Here is a 13,759-nt window from a genome sequence, read left to right as displayed (position 1 = left end):
ACCACCAGGTGGCAACAAGTCGGAAGGACGCGGGCGGGAAAGCCCGGTCAGGTCGAGAAGTCGTCGCCGGCCTCGAGCCGCAACCGGATCAGCTCGGACAACGCGATCGACTCGCCGTCGCGAGCGCCTTCGCCCACCTGCAGGGGCGGGTCGCTCGGGTCGATCTCGACGCCGCGGAACCGGGCCAGCGGTCGTGGGGGTACCAGCAGCACGTAGTAGCGGCCGTCGGAGTCGACGGCGACCGAGCGGTCCCGCCGGAGGTACCAGCCACGCACCCCTGTGCTGTAGCGGCGGGGACCGCGCCAGGTGCGCGCCGACAGCTCAGTGGTGGCCAGGCCCCGGTCGCGGGCGGTGCGGACGAACTCGTCGAGCAGCACCTGCGCCTTCGCCGACTCACGGGCCCGCCGCTCCTTCTGCATGCGCACGTGGTAGTCGGCGCGCTCACCAGCGTCGTTGCCCTTGCCCACGTCGGCTCCCTCGCCGGCGGCTGTCGGCCCGTTCACGTCGGTCGCTCCAGGCTCGCGGCGGCGTCGTCGGCCTCGTCGGCGTGCGTGCTCTTGGGGCTGACCGTCCAGGCCGCCCAGCCGAGGGCCCCCAACGGGATCTCCATGAGGTGAGTGAAGCACGAGAACAGCACGACGCCAGCGAGGGCGTCGGCCGGATTCGCGCCCCAGGCCACCAGGGCCGCGACGGTGCCGCTCTCGGTGATCCCGAGCCCCCCGGGGGTCAACCCGACGGCGGTGAGCAGCCGGCCGATGGCATAGGCGGCGAAGAGCTGCCCATAGAAGAGGTCGACCCGCGTCGTGTGCATGCAGACGAGGAACAGCAGGTAGTACACCCCGAAGAAGCCGACGAGCCCCAGCGTCATGCTGAGCCACCCGGTGCGCACCACGTCGTTGATCCGCAGGCGCAGGTCGATGACGAGCGACCGCACGCTCATGCTGCGCCGTCGCCAGAGCCGGCCGATGACCTTGTCGATGCCCTGGCCGATCGCGATCGCGGCCCGCTCGGACACGAGGATCGACACGAAGACCGCGAGGATCACCCCACCGGTCAGCGCACCGGCGACAGCCGCGTCGCCGAGCGCCGGTGGGACGTCGGAGTCGCGTCCGGCGAACAACGCGAAGATCGCGATGAGGGGCAGTGCCACGCGGGACAGGACGTTCCAGACGCCGGTGACGATGGCGGAGGTCGAGATGTCGCGCCGCGAGAAGCCCCACGACCGGCAGATCGTGTAGGTCGCCGCCAGACCGGCCGCCCCTCCGCCCGGCAGCAGGTTGCCGACGGAGGAACCTGCGACGTTGACGATGAGCGCCTGCCAGTGCTTCAGGCCGGGCAGCGAACCCGTGAGGGTGAAGGTGTAGCAGTAGAGCCCCACCACGACCCCCGCAAGCAGCAGCGCGAAGGTCGTCGGCGGCACGTGAGACAGGACCGCCCACACGTCGGACCAGTTGGTCTTGGCCAGGCGGGGCAGGACGTAGACCAGCAGCACGGCCGCCAGTGCCAGGCCGACCCCGGCCTGCACGACCGTGCGAACCCGCGACCGCGACCTGCGCGGCTGTGCCGGCTCACGGTCGGCCACCTCGCGTGCGTCGGCCGCGTCACCCGCGGGCTCAACCCTCTCGCTCGTCACCCCAACCCCTCGAAGACGTCGTGCGACACCGGCAGCCCCGCCGGTCGGGCCGGGTCGATGAACCACTCGCGTCCGAAGACCAGGTCGTACACCGGCCGCGGGATCCGCAGGAACGCAGCGAGCGTGCGATCTGCCCCACCGTCCGCGCTCGACTGGGAGGCGTGCGCGCGCATCGAAGCCCGCTTCGCCGCGGCATACCGGCGCACGTCGATGCGGTGCGTGATCGCGGACCTGGCGCTGAACGCGCGGCTGAACGCCGCCAGGTCGAAGTCCGGGGGGAACGGGTAGACCTTGGCCGCGAGGCGGACGGCGCGCGCGATCGTGTCGCGCGGGACCGTCGCCTCGAGCACCCGCGGCGTGCCGGCGAGGTATGCCGCCCGCTGGCCGACCTCGTGGACGCGGACGTGGTCGCGGTGTCCGTAGCCGCCGTTGCGGTCGTAGGTGGTCAGCACCGAGGCGTCCTCGTCGCGGAGGATCTCGGCCAGCCGGGCGGCGGCCTCCTCGAGCGGTGCCTGGATGAACCGGACTCGCTCGGGCGGGTCGGGCAGCAGCTCGGGTCCCATGCCGCTGTCGGCGTAGCCGAGGTAGACGACGCGGGCGACCCCGAGCGCGGACGCCGACCGGCGCAGCTCCTCAAGGCGTCGCGCGGCCAACCCCCCGTCGGCGACGTAGGCGTCCGCAGCCAGGCCGAGGGCGCCGTCGGTGGCCACCACGACGACCACCCGGTGGCCCTCTGCCGCTGCCCGCGCCAACGTCCCCGAGGTGAGGAGGGCCTCGTCGTCGGGGTGGGCGTGGAAGGCCACCAGGGTGTGCTTCCGGGTGTGGGTCATCACGGGCCATCCTGACGCATGGCAGGCTCAGGTCCGTGAAGGTGGCCCTGCTGACCGACTGTTACCTGCCCAGGCTGGGTGGGATCGAGGTCCAGACGCACGACCTCGCGGCCCAGCTGCGGTCCCGCGGACACGAGGTCGAGGTCTTCACCGCCACGGTCGGGGAGCGCGGCGAGCGGCACGGTTTCATCGAGGACGTCGACGGCGTGCCTGTCCACCGGATGGCGGTCCGCCTCCCGTGGGAGCTGCCCGTCAACCCGTTCGCGCCACCGGAGGTACGGCGACGGCTTCAGGCGGGTGGGTTCGACGTGGCCCACGTCCACATGGGGGTGGTGAGCCCGTTCGCCACGGATCTGGCGGGGGTCGCGCTGGGGCTGGGGATGCCCACCGCGATCACCTGGCACTGCCTGATGGAGCGCTCGCAACCCCTCTTTCGCGCCCTCGGCCACGCTCGGCGATGGGGCGCCAAGGGGGCAGCCCTGTCCGCGGTCTCCGGTGTCGCGGCGGCCTCCGTGCAAGCCGTGGTCGGTCGGGGCACCGAGGTGCGCGTCTTTCCCAACGGCATCGACACCAGCGTGTGGCGGCCGCCGCCGCGCCCGGCCCGCGCGGCTGACGCTCCGGTCGAGGTCGTGGCGGCGATGCGGTTCGCGGCGCGCAAGCGCCCGCTTGCTGTCCTCGAGGTCGCAGCCAGGGCGAAGGAGCTCGTCTCCACCTCGGGCGGCTCCGGACCACGGATGCGCCTCACGCTCTTCGGGGAGGGGCCGGAGCGACGGCGGCTGGAACGGTTCGCCGCCCACCACGACATGACCGACTGGGTGTCCATGCCCGGCCGCGTGGGTCGGGATGAGCTCCGGGATCGCTACTGGGACAGCGACATCTACCTGACTCCCGCCCGCCTGGAGGCCTTCGGCATCGCCGCCCTCGAGGCGCGTACCGCCGGGCTTCCCGTCGTCGCGCGGCAGGACACCGGGGTGGGCGACTTCGTCGTCGACGGTGTCAACGGACTCCTCGGACCCGATGACGACGCCCTCGCCCGCGGACTGGCGCGGCTGCTCAGCGACCCCGAGTTGCGCCAGGGCATCACCGAGACCAACCGCACCGTCGCGCCCGCGCAGGACTGGCCCTCGGTCGCCGCGCTCGCCGAGGCCGAGTACCGGCGGGCCGGTGCCTCGTGACCGAGACCCCCACGCCGAGCCAGGGGCCCCCGTCCAGCAGTGAACGGGTGATGGTCCGGGCCAACGCCGCCGGAGGTCGCGTGGTGGCCGAGTTCGTCCTGGGGCACGGTGCGGACCCGGTCCGTGAGCTGGCTCGCCTCGGGTGGTCACGTCCCCTGCTGCGTGACGCCGAGCGCGACGCGGACGGCGCTCTCCTCTTCACCTACACCGTGACCGCCGCCTCAGCCGTGGCGAGCGTCGCCAGCCCGGTGCCCACCGACCCGGGGCTCGTGCTCGAGCCGGGGGAGGAGGCGCGCCCGTACCAGCGCGCCGCGGCCTACGGCGTGGTCACGAGCGAGCGCGGCGTCCTGCTCACCGAGCTGTCCGCCCTCACCTCCGCGCCCGGGCGGTGGACCCTGCCCGGCGGGGGGCTCGACCCGGGCGAGGCCCCTGTGGCCGCCCTGCACCGCGAGGTCTGGGAGGAGAGTGGCCAGGAGGTGGAAGCCGTTCGCCTGCTCGAGGCGCACACCTCGCACTGGATCGGCCGGGCGCCCAGCGGGCGCCTGGAGGACTTCCACGCCGTGCGGATCGTGTATGCCGCGTGGTGCCCTCAGCCGACCGACCCCGTCGTCCACGACGTGGGGGGTTCGACCGAGGCGGTGCGCTGGGTGCGGCGCGACGAGCTCGAGCACTACTACCTGAGCCGCTCGTTCGCGCCGCACATGAAGCGCTGGCTTGCCGGCTAGGCCTGCGTCACTGCGACTTGCGTCGTGAGCTGAGCAGCCCGGCGAGCCCGAACAGCACGAGCAGGGCACCGGCCGCCACGATCCCGAGTGGGCCGATGTCGCCCCAGTCGACGCTCAGACTCCCGACCTCCTGGGCCAGCACGATGCTCGCCACGGCCAGGCAGACCAGTCCCAGCACGATGGCAGGGGCGTGCGGGCCGCTGGGGCGTTCCGGGATGGCGGGGGGCCAGCCGGCATCGTCGGCGGCCACCCGGGCGTCGGTGGGCTCGGCCCACACTGGCGCTTCGTCGACCTCGATGGCGCGGGTCGCGTCCGTGGTGTCGAGCTGCTCGGTCCGCTCGGTCGTCCGGGTCACGTCGGCCTGGGTCGGGTCGCTCGGGGTCGGGTCGGACTGGGTCGTGGGGGTCTGCACTGCCTGCTCCACCTGTGTCGTCTCGTCCTGGGGTGCTTCGGGGTTGGTCATCGCGGTCACTCCTTGCCGATCAGGATCTGGCCCAGGCCGACGTGCGCGGTCACCACGACGTCGGGACTTCCCGTGCCGAACGTCTCCACGGTGCTGATGTTGCGGCCGTCGCCGTTGTCCAGCGGGACAGGGTCGCCATTGGTGCCGAGGTCAGGGCTGTCGACGCGGGAGATGTCCCCGGCGGCGACCGAGCTGCGGACCTCGACCGTGAGGTTCGAGGGGATGTAGATCCTCAGCTCGCCGATGCCCACGCGGGCCTCGATCTCCCGAGCCGTGCCGGGGTTGTCCTGGGCGCGGGCGAGGTCGAGCTCCGCCGACCCGATGCCCAGCCGGTAGGAGGACGTGGTGTCGCTGGTCGAGGGACGCCACGTGCGCTCGCCGACACCTCCGCCCAACGTCACGTCGGGCACGACCGACGCGGTCCACGTGACGAGGGCGAGCACGATGGCCAGGAAGCCGGTGAGACCAGCCCGTCGGCCCAGCAGGCCGAGCACCAGCGTGCCGAGGCCGAGGACACCGAGGGCGGCAGCCATGGCCACCGTCTCGTCGCTGCCGGCCCAGTGGGCCGCCCGGTGGATCGACAGCGTCGCACCGTAGGCCGCGACGGCCAGGCCGCCGATGAGCAGCACCGAGACGAAGCCACCGCTGCGTCGACGCGGCACCTTGGGGGGACGTGGTGGCTGCGGAGCGGCCGGGGTGGGTGGAGCGAAGTAGGTGCCGCCCGGAGGCGTGTCCGCGGGCGCGGGGGCGTAGGTGGTCGGTGGCACGGCGGCATACTCCTGGGTCTCTGGGGTGAAGGTCGCGGGCGAGGCGCTCGCGGTGGCCACGGTCGCGGTGGCGGTGGTCTGCGGGTACCCGCCCTCGGCGCCCCACGTCCCGGTGGCCGCGTGGGGAGCCTCGCCGTAGGGAGCCGGCGCGTAGGGACTCGGCGCGTAGGGGGCCTGGCCGGAGGGAGCCGGTGCATAGGGGTTCGGCCCGTACGGCGTCTGCGAGCGGGCCTTGCCGTCGCGGTTGCGGGTCACCAGCCAGACGACGAGACCGATGGGAACCACGACCCACCAGATCCACCCGACGCCGGGGGTGTCGCCGGCAAGACCGGTACCGCCGACCAGGGACAGGCCGATGATGACGAGCAGGATGATCCCGAGCACGTCACCGTCGCGCAGCGCCTTCTCGGCGACGATCTCGTCGCGGTTGTTGGGCAGGAAGGCCCAGGCGATGAGGTAGATGGTGATGCCGACGCCACCGAGGATCACCAGGAGCACCAGGGCTGCCCGGATGACGATGGGGTCCACACCGAGGCGCGTGGCGATGCCGGAGCACACGCCGGCCAGCCACTTGTCGTCGGCGTCCCGGCGAAGGTCCACGGAGCGGATCCAGCCGAAGAACCGGTCGAGGCCGGTCGCGTGGGTGGGGTTCGTCGGGCCGGCGGTCGGCCCAGGGGTCTGCGTCATGTCATCAATGGTGTCCGTGCGACGGGGGCCCTGCCATGAGGGTCGACCCTGAACTGACCCTGAAGCAGCGTCCGCGCACCCTGAATCTGCTCGGCATCCACCGGTTCGTGCGTCAGGATGAGGACATGCCGACTCCCTACGAGCGGCCCGTCCCCCCAGCGGAGGCAAGGGCCGCAGAGCGCCGTGCCGCTCGCCCGACCCTCACGCGACCCGTCGAGGGCAAGGTGATCGGCGGCGTCGCGGTCGGTCTGGCCCAGCACCTGGGCTGGCCGGTTCGGTGGATCCGGCTGGGGTTCGTGCTGATCTCGATCCCCACCGGAGCCGGGCTGGTGGCCTACATCTTCCTGTGGGCGCTCACGCCACAGTCCCGGGGTGGCATGGTCCGGGCCGGTCGTCGCGCGGTCGACCCGGCTGATGCGGCAGCGGTCGCGGCAGCCGGCCGCACCCAGCCCGATCCGGTGACGGGCACCATCGAGCGGGACGCGACCCGCGTGCTTCTCGTGGGTGGGCTGTTGCTCGGCATCGGCCTCGTCGTCGTGGCCCAGAACGCCGGTCTCAACGCGCGCCTCGGCATTCTCGTCCCCCTCCTGGTCGTGGCCGCCGGTGCGGTTCTCGCCTGGTCCCAGCTCGACGACTCCCAGCGCGGGCGCTGGCTCGGATCCGAAACGGGGACAAGGCGATTCAGCGTTGCGCGCCTCGCGTTCGGTGGGGTGCTGGCCCTCACCGGCCTGGTCATCATGGCTACGCGCGGCCGGTCCCTCGCAGCGATCTGGGACATCGGCGCAGCGGTCCTGGCGGTCCTGGCCGGTGTGGCCCTGATCTCCGCCCCCTGGGCCCTTCGTTTCTGGTCGGACCTGCGCCACGAGCAGGCCGAGCTCGCCCGCGCGACCGAACGCGCCGACATCGCGGCCCACCTCCACGACTCGGTGCTGCAGACCTTGGCGCTCATCCAGCGCAAGGCCGGCGACGCCGGCGCAGTGACCCAGCTCGCCCGTGCCCAGGAGCGCGAGCTCCGCTCGTGGCTGTATGCCGGCCCCTCCGACTCCGATGCCAGCCTTGCCACCGCGGTGGTCGAGGCCGCCCACGAGGTCGAGGACCTGCACGGCACGCCCATCGAGGTGGTGTCGACCGGGGACCGGCCGCTGGACGACGGCGGGCAGGCCCTCGTCCGTGCTGTGCGCGAGTCCCTGCACAACGCGGTCCGCCACGGGGCCCCGCCCGTCTCGCTCTACCTCGAGGTCGGACCCTCGGGGGTGGAGGCCTTCGTGCGCGACCACGGGCCGGGGTTCGAGGTCAGCGAGATCCCCGAGGACCGGCTCGGTGTCCGTCAGTCGATCCTCGGGCGGATGGAGCGGCACGGAGGTGCCGCGAGGGTCCGCCGCCTCGAGCAGGGCACCGAGGTCAGCCTCACCCTGCCTGCGGCCCAGCGACACCCACAGCCCCAGTCCGACCCAGATAATCCGCAACCCGTCTCGGAGGAGACCCGTGAACACGCCTGAGAAGAAGCCGGTCGAGGTCGTCCTCGTCGACGACCACCGCATGTTCCGCTCGGGAGTCCGTGCCGAGCTCGGCACCACGGTCTCCATCGTGGGCGAGGCGCCCGACGTGGACTCCGCCATCGCGGTGATCCGCCAGACCAAGCCGCCCGTCGTCCTGCTCGACGTGCACCTGCCGGGCGGCAACGGCAACGGTGGCATCGACGTGCTGCACGGCTGCAAGGGGCTGGAGACCGCGGACGGCCAGCCGGTGCGGTTCCTCGCCTTGTCGGTCTCGGATGCCGCCGAGGACGTCATCGCGGTGATCCGCGCAGGGGCGCGCGGCTACGTCACCAAGACGATCAGTGCCACCGACCTGACCCGGGCGATCCAGCGCGTGGCCGACGGCGACGCCGTGTTCTCTCCGCGGCTGGCCGGCTTCGTGCTCGACGCGTTCGGTGCGGCGGCCGGCGAGGTGGCTCAGGTCGACGAGGAGCTCGACCGGCTCTCGGCCCGCGAGCGCGAGGTCATGCGACTCATCGCGCGCGGATACCAGTACAAGGAGGTCGCCAAGGAGCTGTTCATCTCGGTGAAAACCGTTGAGACGCATGTCTCCTCGGTGCTGCGCAAGCTCCAGCTGTCGTCACGTCACGAGCTGACCGCCTGGGCCATGGGCCGTCGCCTGCTCTGAACGAGGGCGTGGGTCTCGCAGGCGATCCGCACGGCTTGGTGGTCAACCCTGCGGGCTAGGGTGAGGCCATGGACTTCGTCTACAACCTCGTCGTGGTGCTCCACCTCCTGGGCATGGCAGCGCTGGTCGGCGGCTGGGCCGCCTTCGCGCGCAAGGGGCTCGACACCGTCGAGCTGATGTCGATCGGCGCCCGCGCCCAGGTCCTGACCGGTCTGGTCCTGGTCGGCATGGCCGAGGCGATCTCCTCGCTCGACAAGGACCTCAACCACCCCAAGATCGGGGTCAAGCTGGTCGTCGCGATCGCGGCCGCCGCATGCATCGAGATCGCCCGCGGTCGCGCCAAGCGTGGCGCTCCCCTCAACCGTGGACTCGTGATGGCGTCGGGCGCCCTGGGCGTGCTCAACGTCGCGGTCGCAGCGCTCTGGAACTGAGCCGGGCGCCTTCGAGCGTGCCGACCGGTCAGCGGGGGGCGCGCTGACCGGTCATCCTTCGCGCGAGGTGTCCGCCGTCGCTCCCGGCGAGGAGTCCTCCACACCGCCCCCGGTGCCGGCGGCCCTGGCACTCGGACCGCCGCGTCCGGTGGTCCGTGGGTCGATGTAGCCACCCTCGGGCGGCACCATCTCGGCCCGGACCCCGAGGAGCCTGATGGGGCGGTCGTCCGCCAGGGCCGCGAGGAGGGCCAGCGCGGTGGAGGCGATGACGTCGACGTCGAAGGTGGGCTCGGTCAGCTTGCGGACCCGGTTGGTCGTGAAGAACGGCGCGAACCGCACCTTGAGGAAGACGCGCTGGCAGGCCCTGCCCTCGCGACGGATGTCCTCGACCACCTGCTCGGCCAACGCCCGGATCGCGACCTCGACCTGCTGGGGCTCGACGAGGTTGGCCTGGTAGGTCGTCTCGCGTCCGTGGGCCCGGGCGATCCACGGGGTGTCGTCGACGGTCGCGGAGCTCACCCCGCGCCCGAGCCGGCCGTAGTGCGGGCCCATGGTCGGCCCGAACTCGGCCGCCAGGGTCGCCTCGTCGGCCTCGGCGAGGTCGCGCACCGTCTGGTAGCCGTGGGACGCCAGCCGCTGCGAGATCCTGGAACCCACGCCCCACAAGGCGATCGTCGGACGGTCGCCCATGACCTCGAACCAGTTGTCGCGGGTCAGCTCGAAGACCCCCCGGGGCTTTCCGAAGTCGGTGGCGATCTTGGCCCGCACCCTCGTGTCGCCGATGCCGACCGAGCAGTGCAGGTCGGTGGCCTCGAGCACGGCGGCGCGGATCGACTGCGCATAGGCCAGGGGGTCGTCGGTCGTCACCCCCACGAAGGCCTCGTCCCAGCCGAGCACCTCCACGACCGCACCCGGCATACCCCTGAGCACCTCCATGACCCGCGCGGACGCCTCCTCGTAGACCGGGAAGTCGACGGGCAGGAGCACCGCCTCGGGACACCGGCGCACGGCGACCTTCAACGGCATGCCTGACCGGACCCCGAACTCACGCGCCTCGTAGGAGGCTGTCGACACCACGGCCCGCTCGGTGGGATCGCCGCGACCGCCGACGATCAGCGGCACACCGGCCAGCTCGGGGTGCCGCAGGATCTCGACCGCTGCGAGGAACTGGTCGAGGTCGACGTGCAGCACCCACGGCACGGCGTCGGCGGCGGGAGCCATGGGCCCATCCTGCCGTGCTCCGGTGTCAGGTCAGGGGACCAGCAGCAGCTTGCCGGTCGTCCGGCGGGCTTCGAGGTCGTCGTAGGCGGTCGCCGCGTCGGTGAGCGGGTAGCGTCCGCCGATCTCGATCGCCAGCCGTCCGGCTGCGATGTCGCCGAGCACCGAGGTGCCGCGTTCGAGCAGCTCCTCGCGGGTGGCGGTGTAGCTGCCCAGGGTCGGGCGGGTCAGGAACAGCGAGCCCAGGGCGTTGAGCCGCTGGATGTCGAAGGGCGGCACCTGCCCACTGGCACCACCGAAGAGGACCATCAGCCCGCGGGGGCGCAGCGACGCCAGCGAGGCGTCGAAGGTGGCCTTGCCGACGCCGTCATAGGCGACGTCGACTCCGTTGCCACCATTGGCTGCTCGCACTTCCGCGGCGAGATCGGCGGACTCCCGGTAGTTGATCACCGCGTCCGCCCCCAACCCTCGGGCGATCTCCAGCTTGTCGGGCGAACCGGCCGTGGCGATCACGCGGCCGCCCTTGGCGGTCACCATCTGCACGAGCAGCTGCCCCACGCCGCCCGCAGCCGCGTGCACGAGGGCCACGGTCCCCCGCCCCACGGCATACGTCGAGTTGACGAGGTAGTGCGCGGTCATGCCCTGGAGCATCGCCGCGGCCGCCACGTCCAGCTCGACCCCGTCGGGCACGGGCACGAGTGAGTCGGCGGCCCGGTTGACCACGGAGCCGGCCGCACCGAGGCCGGCGCCCCAGGCGACGCGGTCGCCGACCGCGACGTCGTCGACCCCTGGCCCCACCACCGTGACGGTGCCGGACCCCTCGGAGCACGAGACGAACGGGGTGGAGAGGGGATAGACGCCCTGTCGCTGGTAGACGTCGATGAAGTTGACCCCGACCGCCGCGACCTCGACCTGCACCTCGCCCTGACCGGGCGGTGCCACCTCTGTCTCCTGGACCTCCAGGACCGAGGAGTCACCGTTGCGGGGGACGACGAGGGCGCGCGACATGGCCATGCCCAACACCATAGGCGTCGAGGTCAGGTGGCGATCCAGTAGCGCCGCTTGCCGCGCAGCTCGCCCTCGAACTCGCCCCCGTTGGCCTCGATGGTCCGCGCCGATGCCACGTTGTCGAGGTCGCACGTCACCAGCAGCCTCGGTATGCCGCGTGCCGCCGCCCGCGGCACGACCTGTCGCAGCGCGTCGCTCGCGAAACCGCGGCGGCGGGCGCTCGGGCGCACCGAGTAGCCGACGTGACCGCCGACGGTCGCCAGCAGGGGGTGGTCGATGTGGTGCCGCAACGAGATCGACCCCACGAACTCGTCGGCGAGGTCGGGGTCCTCCAGCCACCAGTAGGTCGCCGTGGTCCAGCCGGGTGGTCGGACGCTCGTCGGCTCGGCGTCGCCAATCCGGTTGGCCACCAGCCGGGCGAACTCGGCCGGGTCCTCCAGGCCCTCCCGCGTGAACACGACGCCCGGGAAGTCGCCCTCGGCAGGCCAGTTGAGCACGCCGTCGTGAGCCGACTCCCCGTTGGCGCGGAACTCGTCCGCCGCAGCGAGGAACGAATGGTGGAACCGCAGGTGGGGCACCGCGAGCAGCACCATCAGGGCACCGGTCGCAGCCTGGCGATCGCCGCGTCGAGCATCGCCTCGGTGAGCTTGCCCGTGAAGGTGTTCTGCTGGCTCACGTGGTAGCTCCCGACGAGCCGGACCGGCCGCCCGTCGGGGGACACCAGCACTGTCTCCGCCCCGTGCCCGAACGGCGGCTTGGGGCGTGGCACGTCCCAGCCGAGTCTCCGCGCGCTGCCGAGCGTCGCGTCCCAGGCGATCGACCCGAGTGCGAGCATCGACCGCAACCCGGGCGCGGCGAGCTCGAGGTCGCGGTCCAGCCAGTGCGCGCAGGCGGCCCGCTCCGTCGTGGTGGGCTTGTTGGCCGGCGGGGCGCACCGCACCGCTGCGATGATCCGTATGCCGTGCAGCACCAGCCCGTCACCGCTCGCCCAGGACTGCGGCTGGCTGGCGTACCCGGCGCGGTGCAACGCGGCATACAGCCAGTCGCCCGACCGGTCGCCGGTGAACATCCGGCCCGTGCGGTTGGTGCCGTTGGCAGCGGGAGCCAGCCCCACGACCAGCACCTGGGCAGCTGGGTCGCCGAAGCCCGGCCCCGGTCTGCCCCAGTAGGGCTGGTCCGCGAAGGAGGCCCGGCGGCCTTGTGTCGCAACGGTTTCACGCCACTCGACGAGTCGCGGACACGCGCGACAGACCGAGATCCGGGCATCGAGCTCGGCCACATCGGGTGAGGTGCAGGCGAGTGCGTCGGTCTGGGACGCGTTGCGGGCCACAGGGGTGGCGGCCGACGCCGGGTCGCCCGGCCAGCGGCTGCCCGGCGGCACCGGCGACTCGAACCGCTCACCCGTGACCGGGTGGGGGTCGACGTTCACAGCTCGATCCAGTAGCGGCGGGTGCCGTTGCGCGAGTCCTCGTAGACGCCGCCGTTCGCCTCGATGGCTCGTCTCGAGGCCTCGTTGTCCTCCAGGCAGGTCACCAGCACCCGGTCGAGACCGAGCTCGTCGCGCGCGATGGGCAGGGCCAGGCGCAGTGCCTCACGCGCATGGCCACGCTGGCGGGCTGTCGGCCGGACGCTGTAGCCGATGTGACCGCCCTCGCGCAGGAGGTAGTCGGTCAGCTCGTGGCGCAGCGCGAGCGATCCGACGTACCAGTCGGTGTCGTCGACGATCCAGCGGAAGGTGCAGGCGGTCCAGCCGGACCTCCGCGGTGCGTCCTCGTCGGCGGCCCGCCGTCGCTGCGCCACGAAATGCGCGAACTCGGCGGGGTCCTCCAGGCGTTCACGGGTGAACTGGTAACCCTCGTATCCCGCTTCGGCGGGCTGGGCCAGGTCGCCATCACCGTCGCGCTGCTCCCCGGACACCGTGAACTCGTCGGTCGCGGCCAGGTAGGAGTCCTGGTACCGGACATCCGGGACGACGAGACGGGTCACGATCTCGAGCCTATGAGGTCAGAGCCCCAGGTGGACGCGCAGCGCGTCGCCGAGCTCGCGCAGCTGTGCCGCCGGCACGATGCCCACCCTGCGCGAGAGCCGGCGTGCGTCGATCGACCGAACCTGCTCGGCCTGGGCCTTGGAGTTGTGCCGCAGTCCGGTGCCTGCGCGCGGCAGATAGGTCTGGAAGGCGTAGACCGTCTTGACGTTGCTGGTGACGGGCACCACCGTCACCACACCCTGGCCCAGTCGCTCGGCTGCGGTGTTGGCGCCGTTGTTGCTCACGACCACGACGGGGCGAGCCTTGTCGGCTTCGCCTCCGATGACGGGCTCGAGGTCGGCCAGCCAGATCTCACCCCGCCGCATCGATGCCGTCTCCGGTCGTGGACTCCCACGCCTCGGCCTCGCCGGAGTCGCGCCAATCCGCCCAGGCCGCCTCGTAGGCCGCCTCCAGACGCGACGAACGCAGCGAGCTCACCGCCTGGTGCAAGGCGGCAGAACGCGACTCAGCGCTGGCCTCGAGCACCAGAGCGTCGAGGAACTCGATGTCCTCCTCGGGCAGGCTCACACTGACCTTCATGCCCGGATGCTACCGCAGTGCTACCCCGGGTAACACTGTGGTCGTACCTGCGGTAGTCCTGTCGCTGGGGACACGTAGGCTGGGTGCAAC

At 72.2% G+C, this 13,759-nt stretch carries 17 protein-coding genes; 5 read left to right on the top strand and 12 right to left on the bottom strand.

What is annotated here, in order from left to right; genetic code table 11:
• Positions 1-47: 47 nt before the first annotated feature.
• From AC1DXJ_RS14655 to AC1DXJ_RS14645, 3 genes are read right to left on the bottom strand one after another with little or no spacing between them, the layout of a single operon-like run.
• Positions 48-503: a hypothetical protein gene (locus AC1DXJ_RS14655; protein WP_477614795.1), complete on the bottom strand. Its 456-nt coding sequence runs from the start codon at positions 501-503 to the stop codon at positions 48-50.
• On the bottom strand, positions 500-1,633 hold the full coding sequence (locus AC1DXJ_RS14650) for a lysylphosphatidylglycerol synthase transmembrane domain-containing protein (RefSeq protein WP_477614796.1): 1,134 nt from the start codon (positions 1,631-1,633) through the stop codon (positions 500-502). The genes AC1DXJ_RS14655 and AC1DXJ_RS14650 overlap by 4 nt, the downstream gene beginning before the upstream one ends.
• Entirely contained in the window at positions 1,630-2,463 is an 834-nt protein-coding gene (locus tag AC1DXJ_RS14645) for a PIG-L deacetylase family protein (protein ID WP_477614797.1), read from the bottom strand. The genes AC1DXJ_RS14650 and AC1DXJ_RS14645 overlap by 4 nt, the downstream gene beginning before the upstream one ends.
• 35 nt (positions 2,464-2,498) lie before the next feature.
• Between AC1DXJ_RS14645 and AC1DXJ_RS14640 the strand changes: the two genes are divergently transcribed.
• Together AC1DXJ_RS14640 and AC1DXJ_RS14635 are read left to right on the top strand one after the other, a co-directional pair.
• Positions 2,499-3,638 (top strand): glycosyltransferase family 4 protein, encoded by a 1,140-nt coding sequence (locus tag AC1DXJ_RS14640; protein WP_477614798.1) that lies wholly within the window; start codon positions 2,499-2,501, stop codon positions 3,636-3,638.
• On the top strand, positions 3,635-4,363 hold the full coding sequence (locus AC1DXJ_RS14635; protein ID WP_477614799.1) for an NUDIX hydrolase: 729 nt from the start codon (positions 3,635-3,637) through the stop codon (positions 4,361-4,363). Before AC1DXJ_RS14640 ends, AC1DXJ_RS14635 begins: the two co-directional genes overlap by 4 nt.
• A 7-nt stretch (positions 4,364-4,370) precedes the next feature.
• Here the strand turns inward: AC1DXJ_RS14635 and AC1DXJ_RS14630 are convergent, their stop codons facing one another.
• Positions 4,371-4,826 carry a hypothetical protein gene (locus AC1DXJ_RS14630; protein ID WP_477614800.1) on the bottom strand — a complete coding sequence of 152 codons (456 nt, stop codon included), beginning with the start codon at positions 4,824-4,826 and terminating at the stop codon, positions 4,371-4,373.
• Between the two features lie 5 nt (positions 4,827-4,831).
• A complete protein-coding gene (locus AC1DXJ_RS14625) occupies positions 4,832-6,280 on the bottom strand; it encodes a PspC domain-containing protein (protein WP_477614801.1) in 1,449 nt (482 codons plus the stop codon).
• A 125-nt stretch (positions 6,281-6,405) separates the two neighbouring features.
• Between AC1DXJ_RS14625 and AC1DXJ_RS14620 the strand changes: the two genes are divergently transcribed.
• The 3 genes from AC1DXJ_RS14620 (at position 6,406) to AC1DXJ_RS14610 (ending at position 8,877) form a co-directional block, all read left to right on the top strand.
• Positions 6,406-7,779, top strand: a complete 1,374-nt coding sequence (locus AC1DXJ_RS14620; RefSeq protein WP_477614802.1) for an ATP-binding protein — start codon at positions 6,406-6,408, stop codon at positions 7,777-7,779.
• The gene (locus tag AC1DXJ_RS14615) at positions 7,766-8,446 is read left to right on the top strand and encodes a LuxR C-terminal-related transcriptional regulator (protein ID WP_477614803.1); all 681 of its coding nucleotides are present in this window, start codon (positions 7,766-7,768) and stop codon (positions 8,444-8,446) included. Before AC1DXJ_RS14620 ends, AC1DXJ_RS14615 begins: the two co-directional genes overlap by 14 nt.
• 68 nt (positions 8,447-8,514) lie before the next feature.
• Positions 8,515-8,877: a hypothetical protein gene (locus tag AC1DXJ_RS14610; RefSeq protein ID WP_477614804.1), complete on the top strand. Its 363-nt coding sequence runs from the start codon at positions 8,515-8,517 to the stop codon at positions 8,875-8,877.
• Positions 8,878-8,928: 51 nt separating this feature from the next.
• On the opposite strand, the gene AC1DXJ_RS14605 is transcribed toward AC1DXJ_RS14610, so the two are convergent.
• The 7 genes from AC1DXJ_RS14605 to AC1DXJ_RS14575 are packed head-to-tail and all read right to left on the bottom strand — an operon-like array spanning position 8,929 to position 13,669.
• Complete coding sequence (locus tag AC1DXJ_RS14605; protein WP_477637347.1) at positions 8,929-10,098, bottom strand: DNA polymerase IV; 1,170 nt, start codon at positions 10,096-10,098, stop codon at positions 8,929-8,931.
• 30 nt (positions 10,099-10,128) lie between these two features.
• Entirely contained in the window at positions 10,129-11,109 is a 981-nt protein-coding gene (locus AC1DXJ_RS14600) for a quinone oxidoreductase family protein (RefSeq protein WP_477637346.1), read from the bottom strand.
• Positions 11,110-11,132: 23 nt separating this feature from the next.
• Positions 11,133-11,696, bottom strand: coding sequence for a GNAT family N-acetyltransferase (locus AC1DXJ_RS14595; RefSeq protein WP_477637345.1), 564 nt, complete (start codon positions 11,694-11,696; stop codon positions 11,133-11,135).
• The gene (locus AC1DXJ_RS14590; RefSeq protein WP_477637344.1) at positions 11,696-12,532 is read right to left on the bottom strand and encodes a uracil-DNA glycosylase; all 837 of its coding nucleotides are present in this window, start codon (positions 12,530-12,532) and stop codon (positions 11,696-11,698) included. Before AC1DXJ_RS14590 ends, AC1DXJ_RS14595 begins: the two co-directional genes overlap by 1 nt.
• Entirely contained in the window at positions 12,529-13,089 is a 561-nt protein-coding gene (locus AC1DXJ_RS14585; RefSeq protein ID WP_477637343.1) for a GNAT family N-acetyltransferase, read from the bottom strand. Before AC1DXJ_RS14585 ends, AC1DXJ_RS14590 begins: the two co-directional genes overlap by 4 nt.
• Before the next feature lie 18 nt (positions 13,090-13,107).
• A complete protein-coding gene (locus tag AC1DXJ_RS14580; RefSeq protein ID WP_477637342.1) occupies positions 13,108-13,455 on the bottom strand; it encodes a type II toxin-antitoxin system PemK/MazF family toxin in 348 nt (115 codons plus the stop codon).
• On the bottom strand, positions 13,442-13,669 hold the full coding sequence (locus AC1DXJ_RS14575) for a ribbon-helix-helix domain-containing protein (protein ID WP_477614811.1): 228 nt from the start codon (positions 13,667-13,669) through the stop codon (positions 13,442-13,444). The genes AC1DXJ_RS14580 and AC1DXJ_RS14575 overlap by 14 nt, the downstream gene beginning before the upstream one ends.
• Between the last annotated feature and the right edge of the window lie 90 nt (positions 13,670-13,759).

It is taken from the genome of Pedococcus sp. P2_D9 (assembly GCF_056404275.1).
The sequence above is the reverse complement of the archived record's forward strand: the minus strand, read 5'-3'. Positions and strand labels throughout refer to the sequence as shown.

Bases quoted from the DNA above. Each gene is read 5' to 3' on its own strand.
- AC1DXJ_RS14645 (WP_477614797.1), bottom strand. From the start codon at position 2,463: ATGACCCACACCCGGAAGCACACCCTGGTGGCCTTCCACGCCCACCCC.
- AC1DXJ_RS14630 (WP_477614800.1), bottom strand. From the start codon at position 4,826: ATGACCAACCCCGAAGCACCCCAGGACGAGACGACACAGGTGGAGCAG.
- AC1DXJ_RS14625 (WP_477614801.1), bottom strand. From the start codon at position 6,280: ATGACGCAGACCCCTGGGCCGACCGCCGGCCCGACGAACCCCACCCAC.
- AC1DXJ_RS14620 (WP_477614802.1), top strand. From the start codon at position 6,406: ATGCCGACTCCCTACGAGCGGCCCGTCCCCCCAGCGGAGGCAAGGGCC.
- AC1DXJ_RS14610 (WP_477614804.1), top strand. From the start codon at position 8,515: ATGGACTTCGTCTACAACCTCGTCGTGGTGCTCCACCTCCTGGGCATG.
- AC1DXJ_RS14605 (WP_477637347.1), bottom strand. From the start codon at position 10,098: ATGGCTCCCGCCGCCGACGCCGTGCCGTGGGTGCTGCACGTCGACCTC.
- AC1DXJ_RS14600 (WP_477637346.1), bottom strand. From the start codon at position 11,109: ATGGCCATGTCGCGCGCCCTCGTCGTCCCCCGCAACGGTGACTCCTCG.
- AC1DXJ_RS14595 (WP_477637345.1), bottom strand. From the start codon at position 11,696: ATGGTGCTGCTCGCGGTGCCCCACCTGCGGTTCCACCATTCGTTCCTC.
- AC1DXJ_RS14580 (WP_477637342.1), bottom strand. From the start codon at position 13,455: ATGCGGCGGGGTGAGATCTGGCTGGCCGACCTCGAGCCCGTCATCGGA.
- AC1DXJ_RS14575 (WP_477614811.1), bottom strand. From the start codon at position 13,669: ATGAAGGTCAGTGTGAGCCTGCCCGAGGAGGACATCGAGTTCCTCGAC.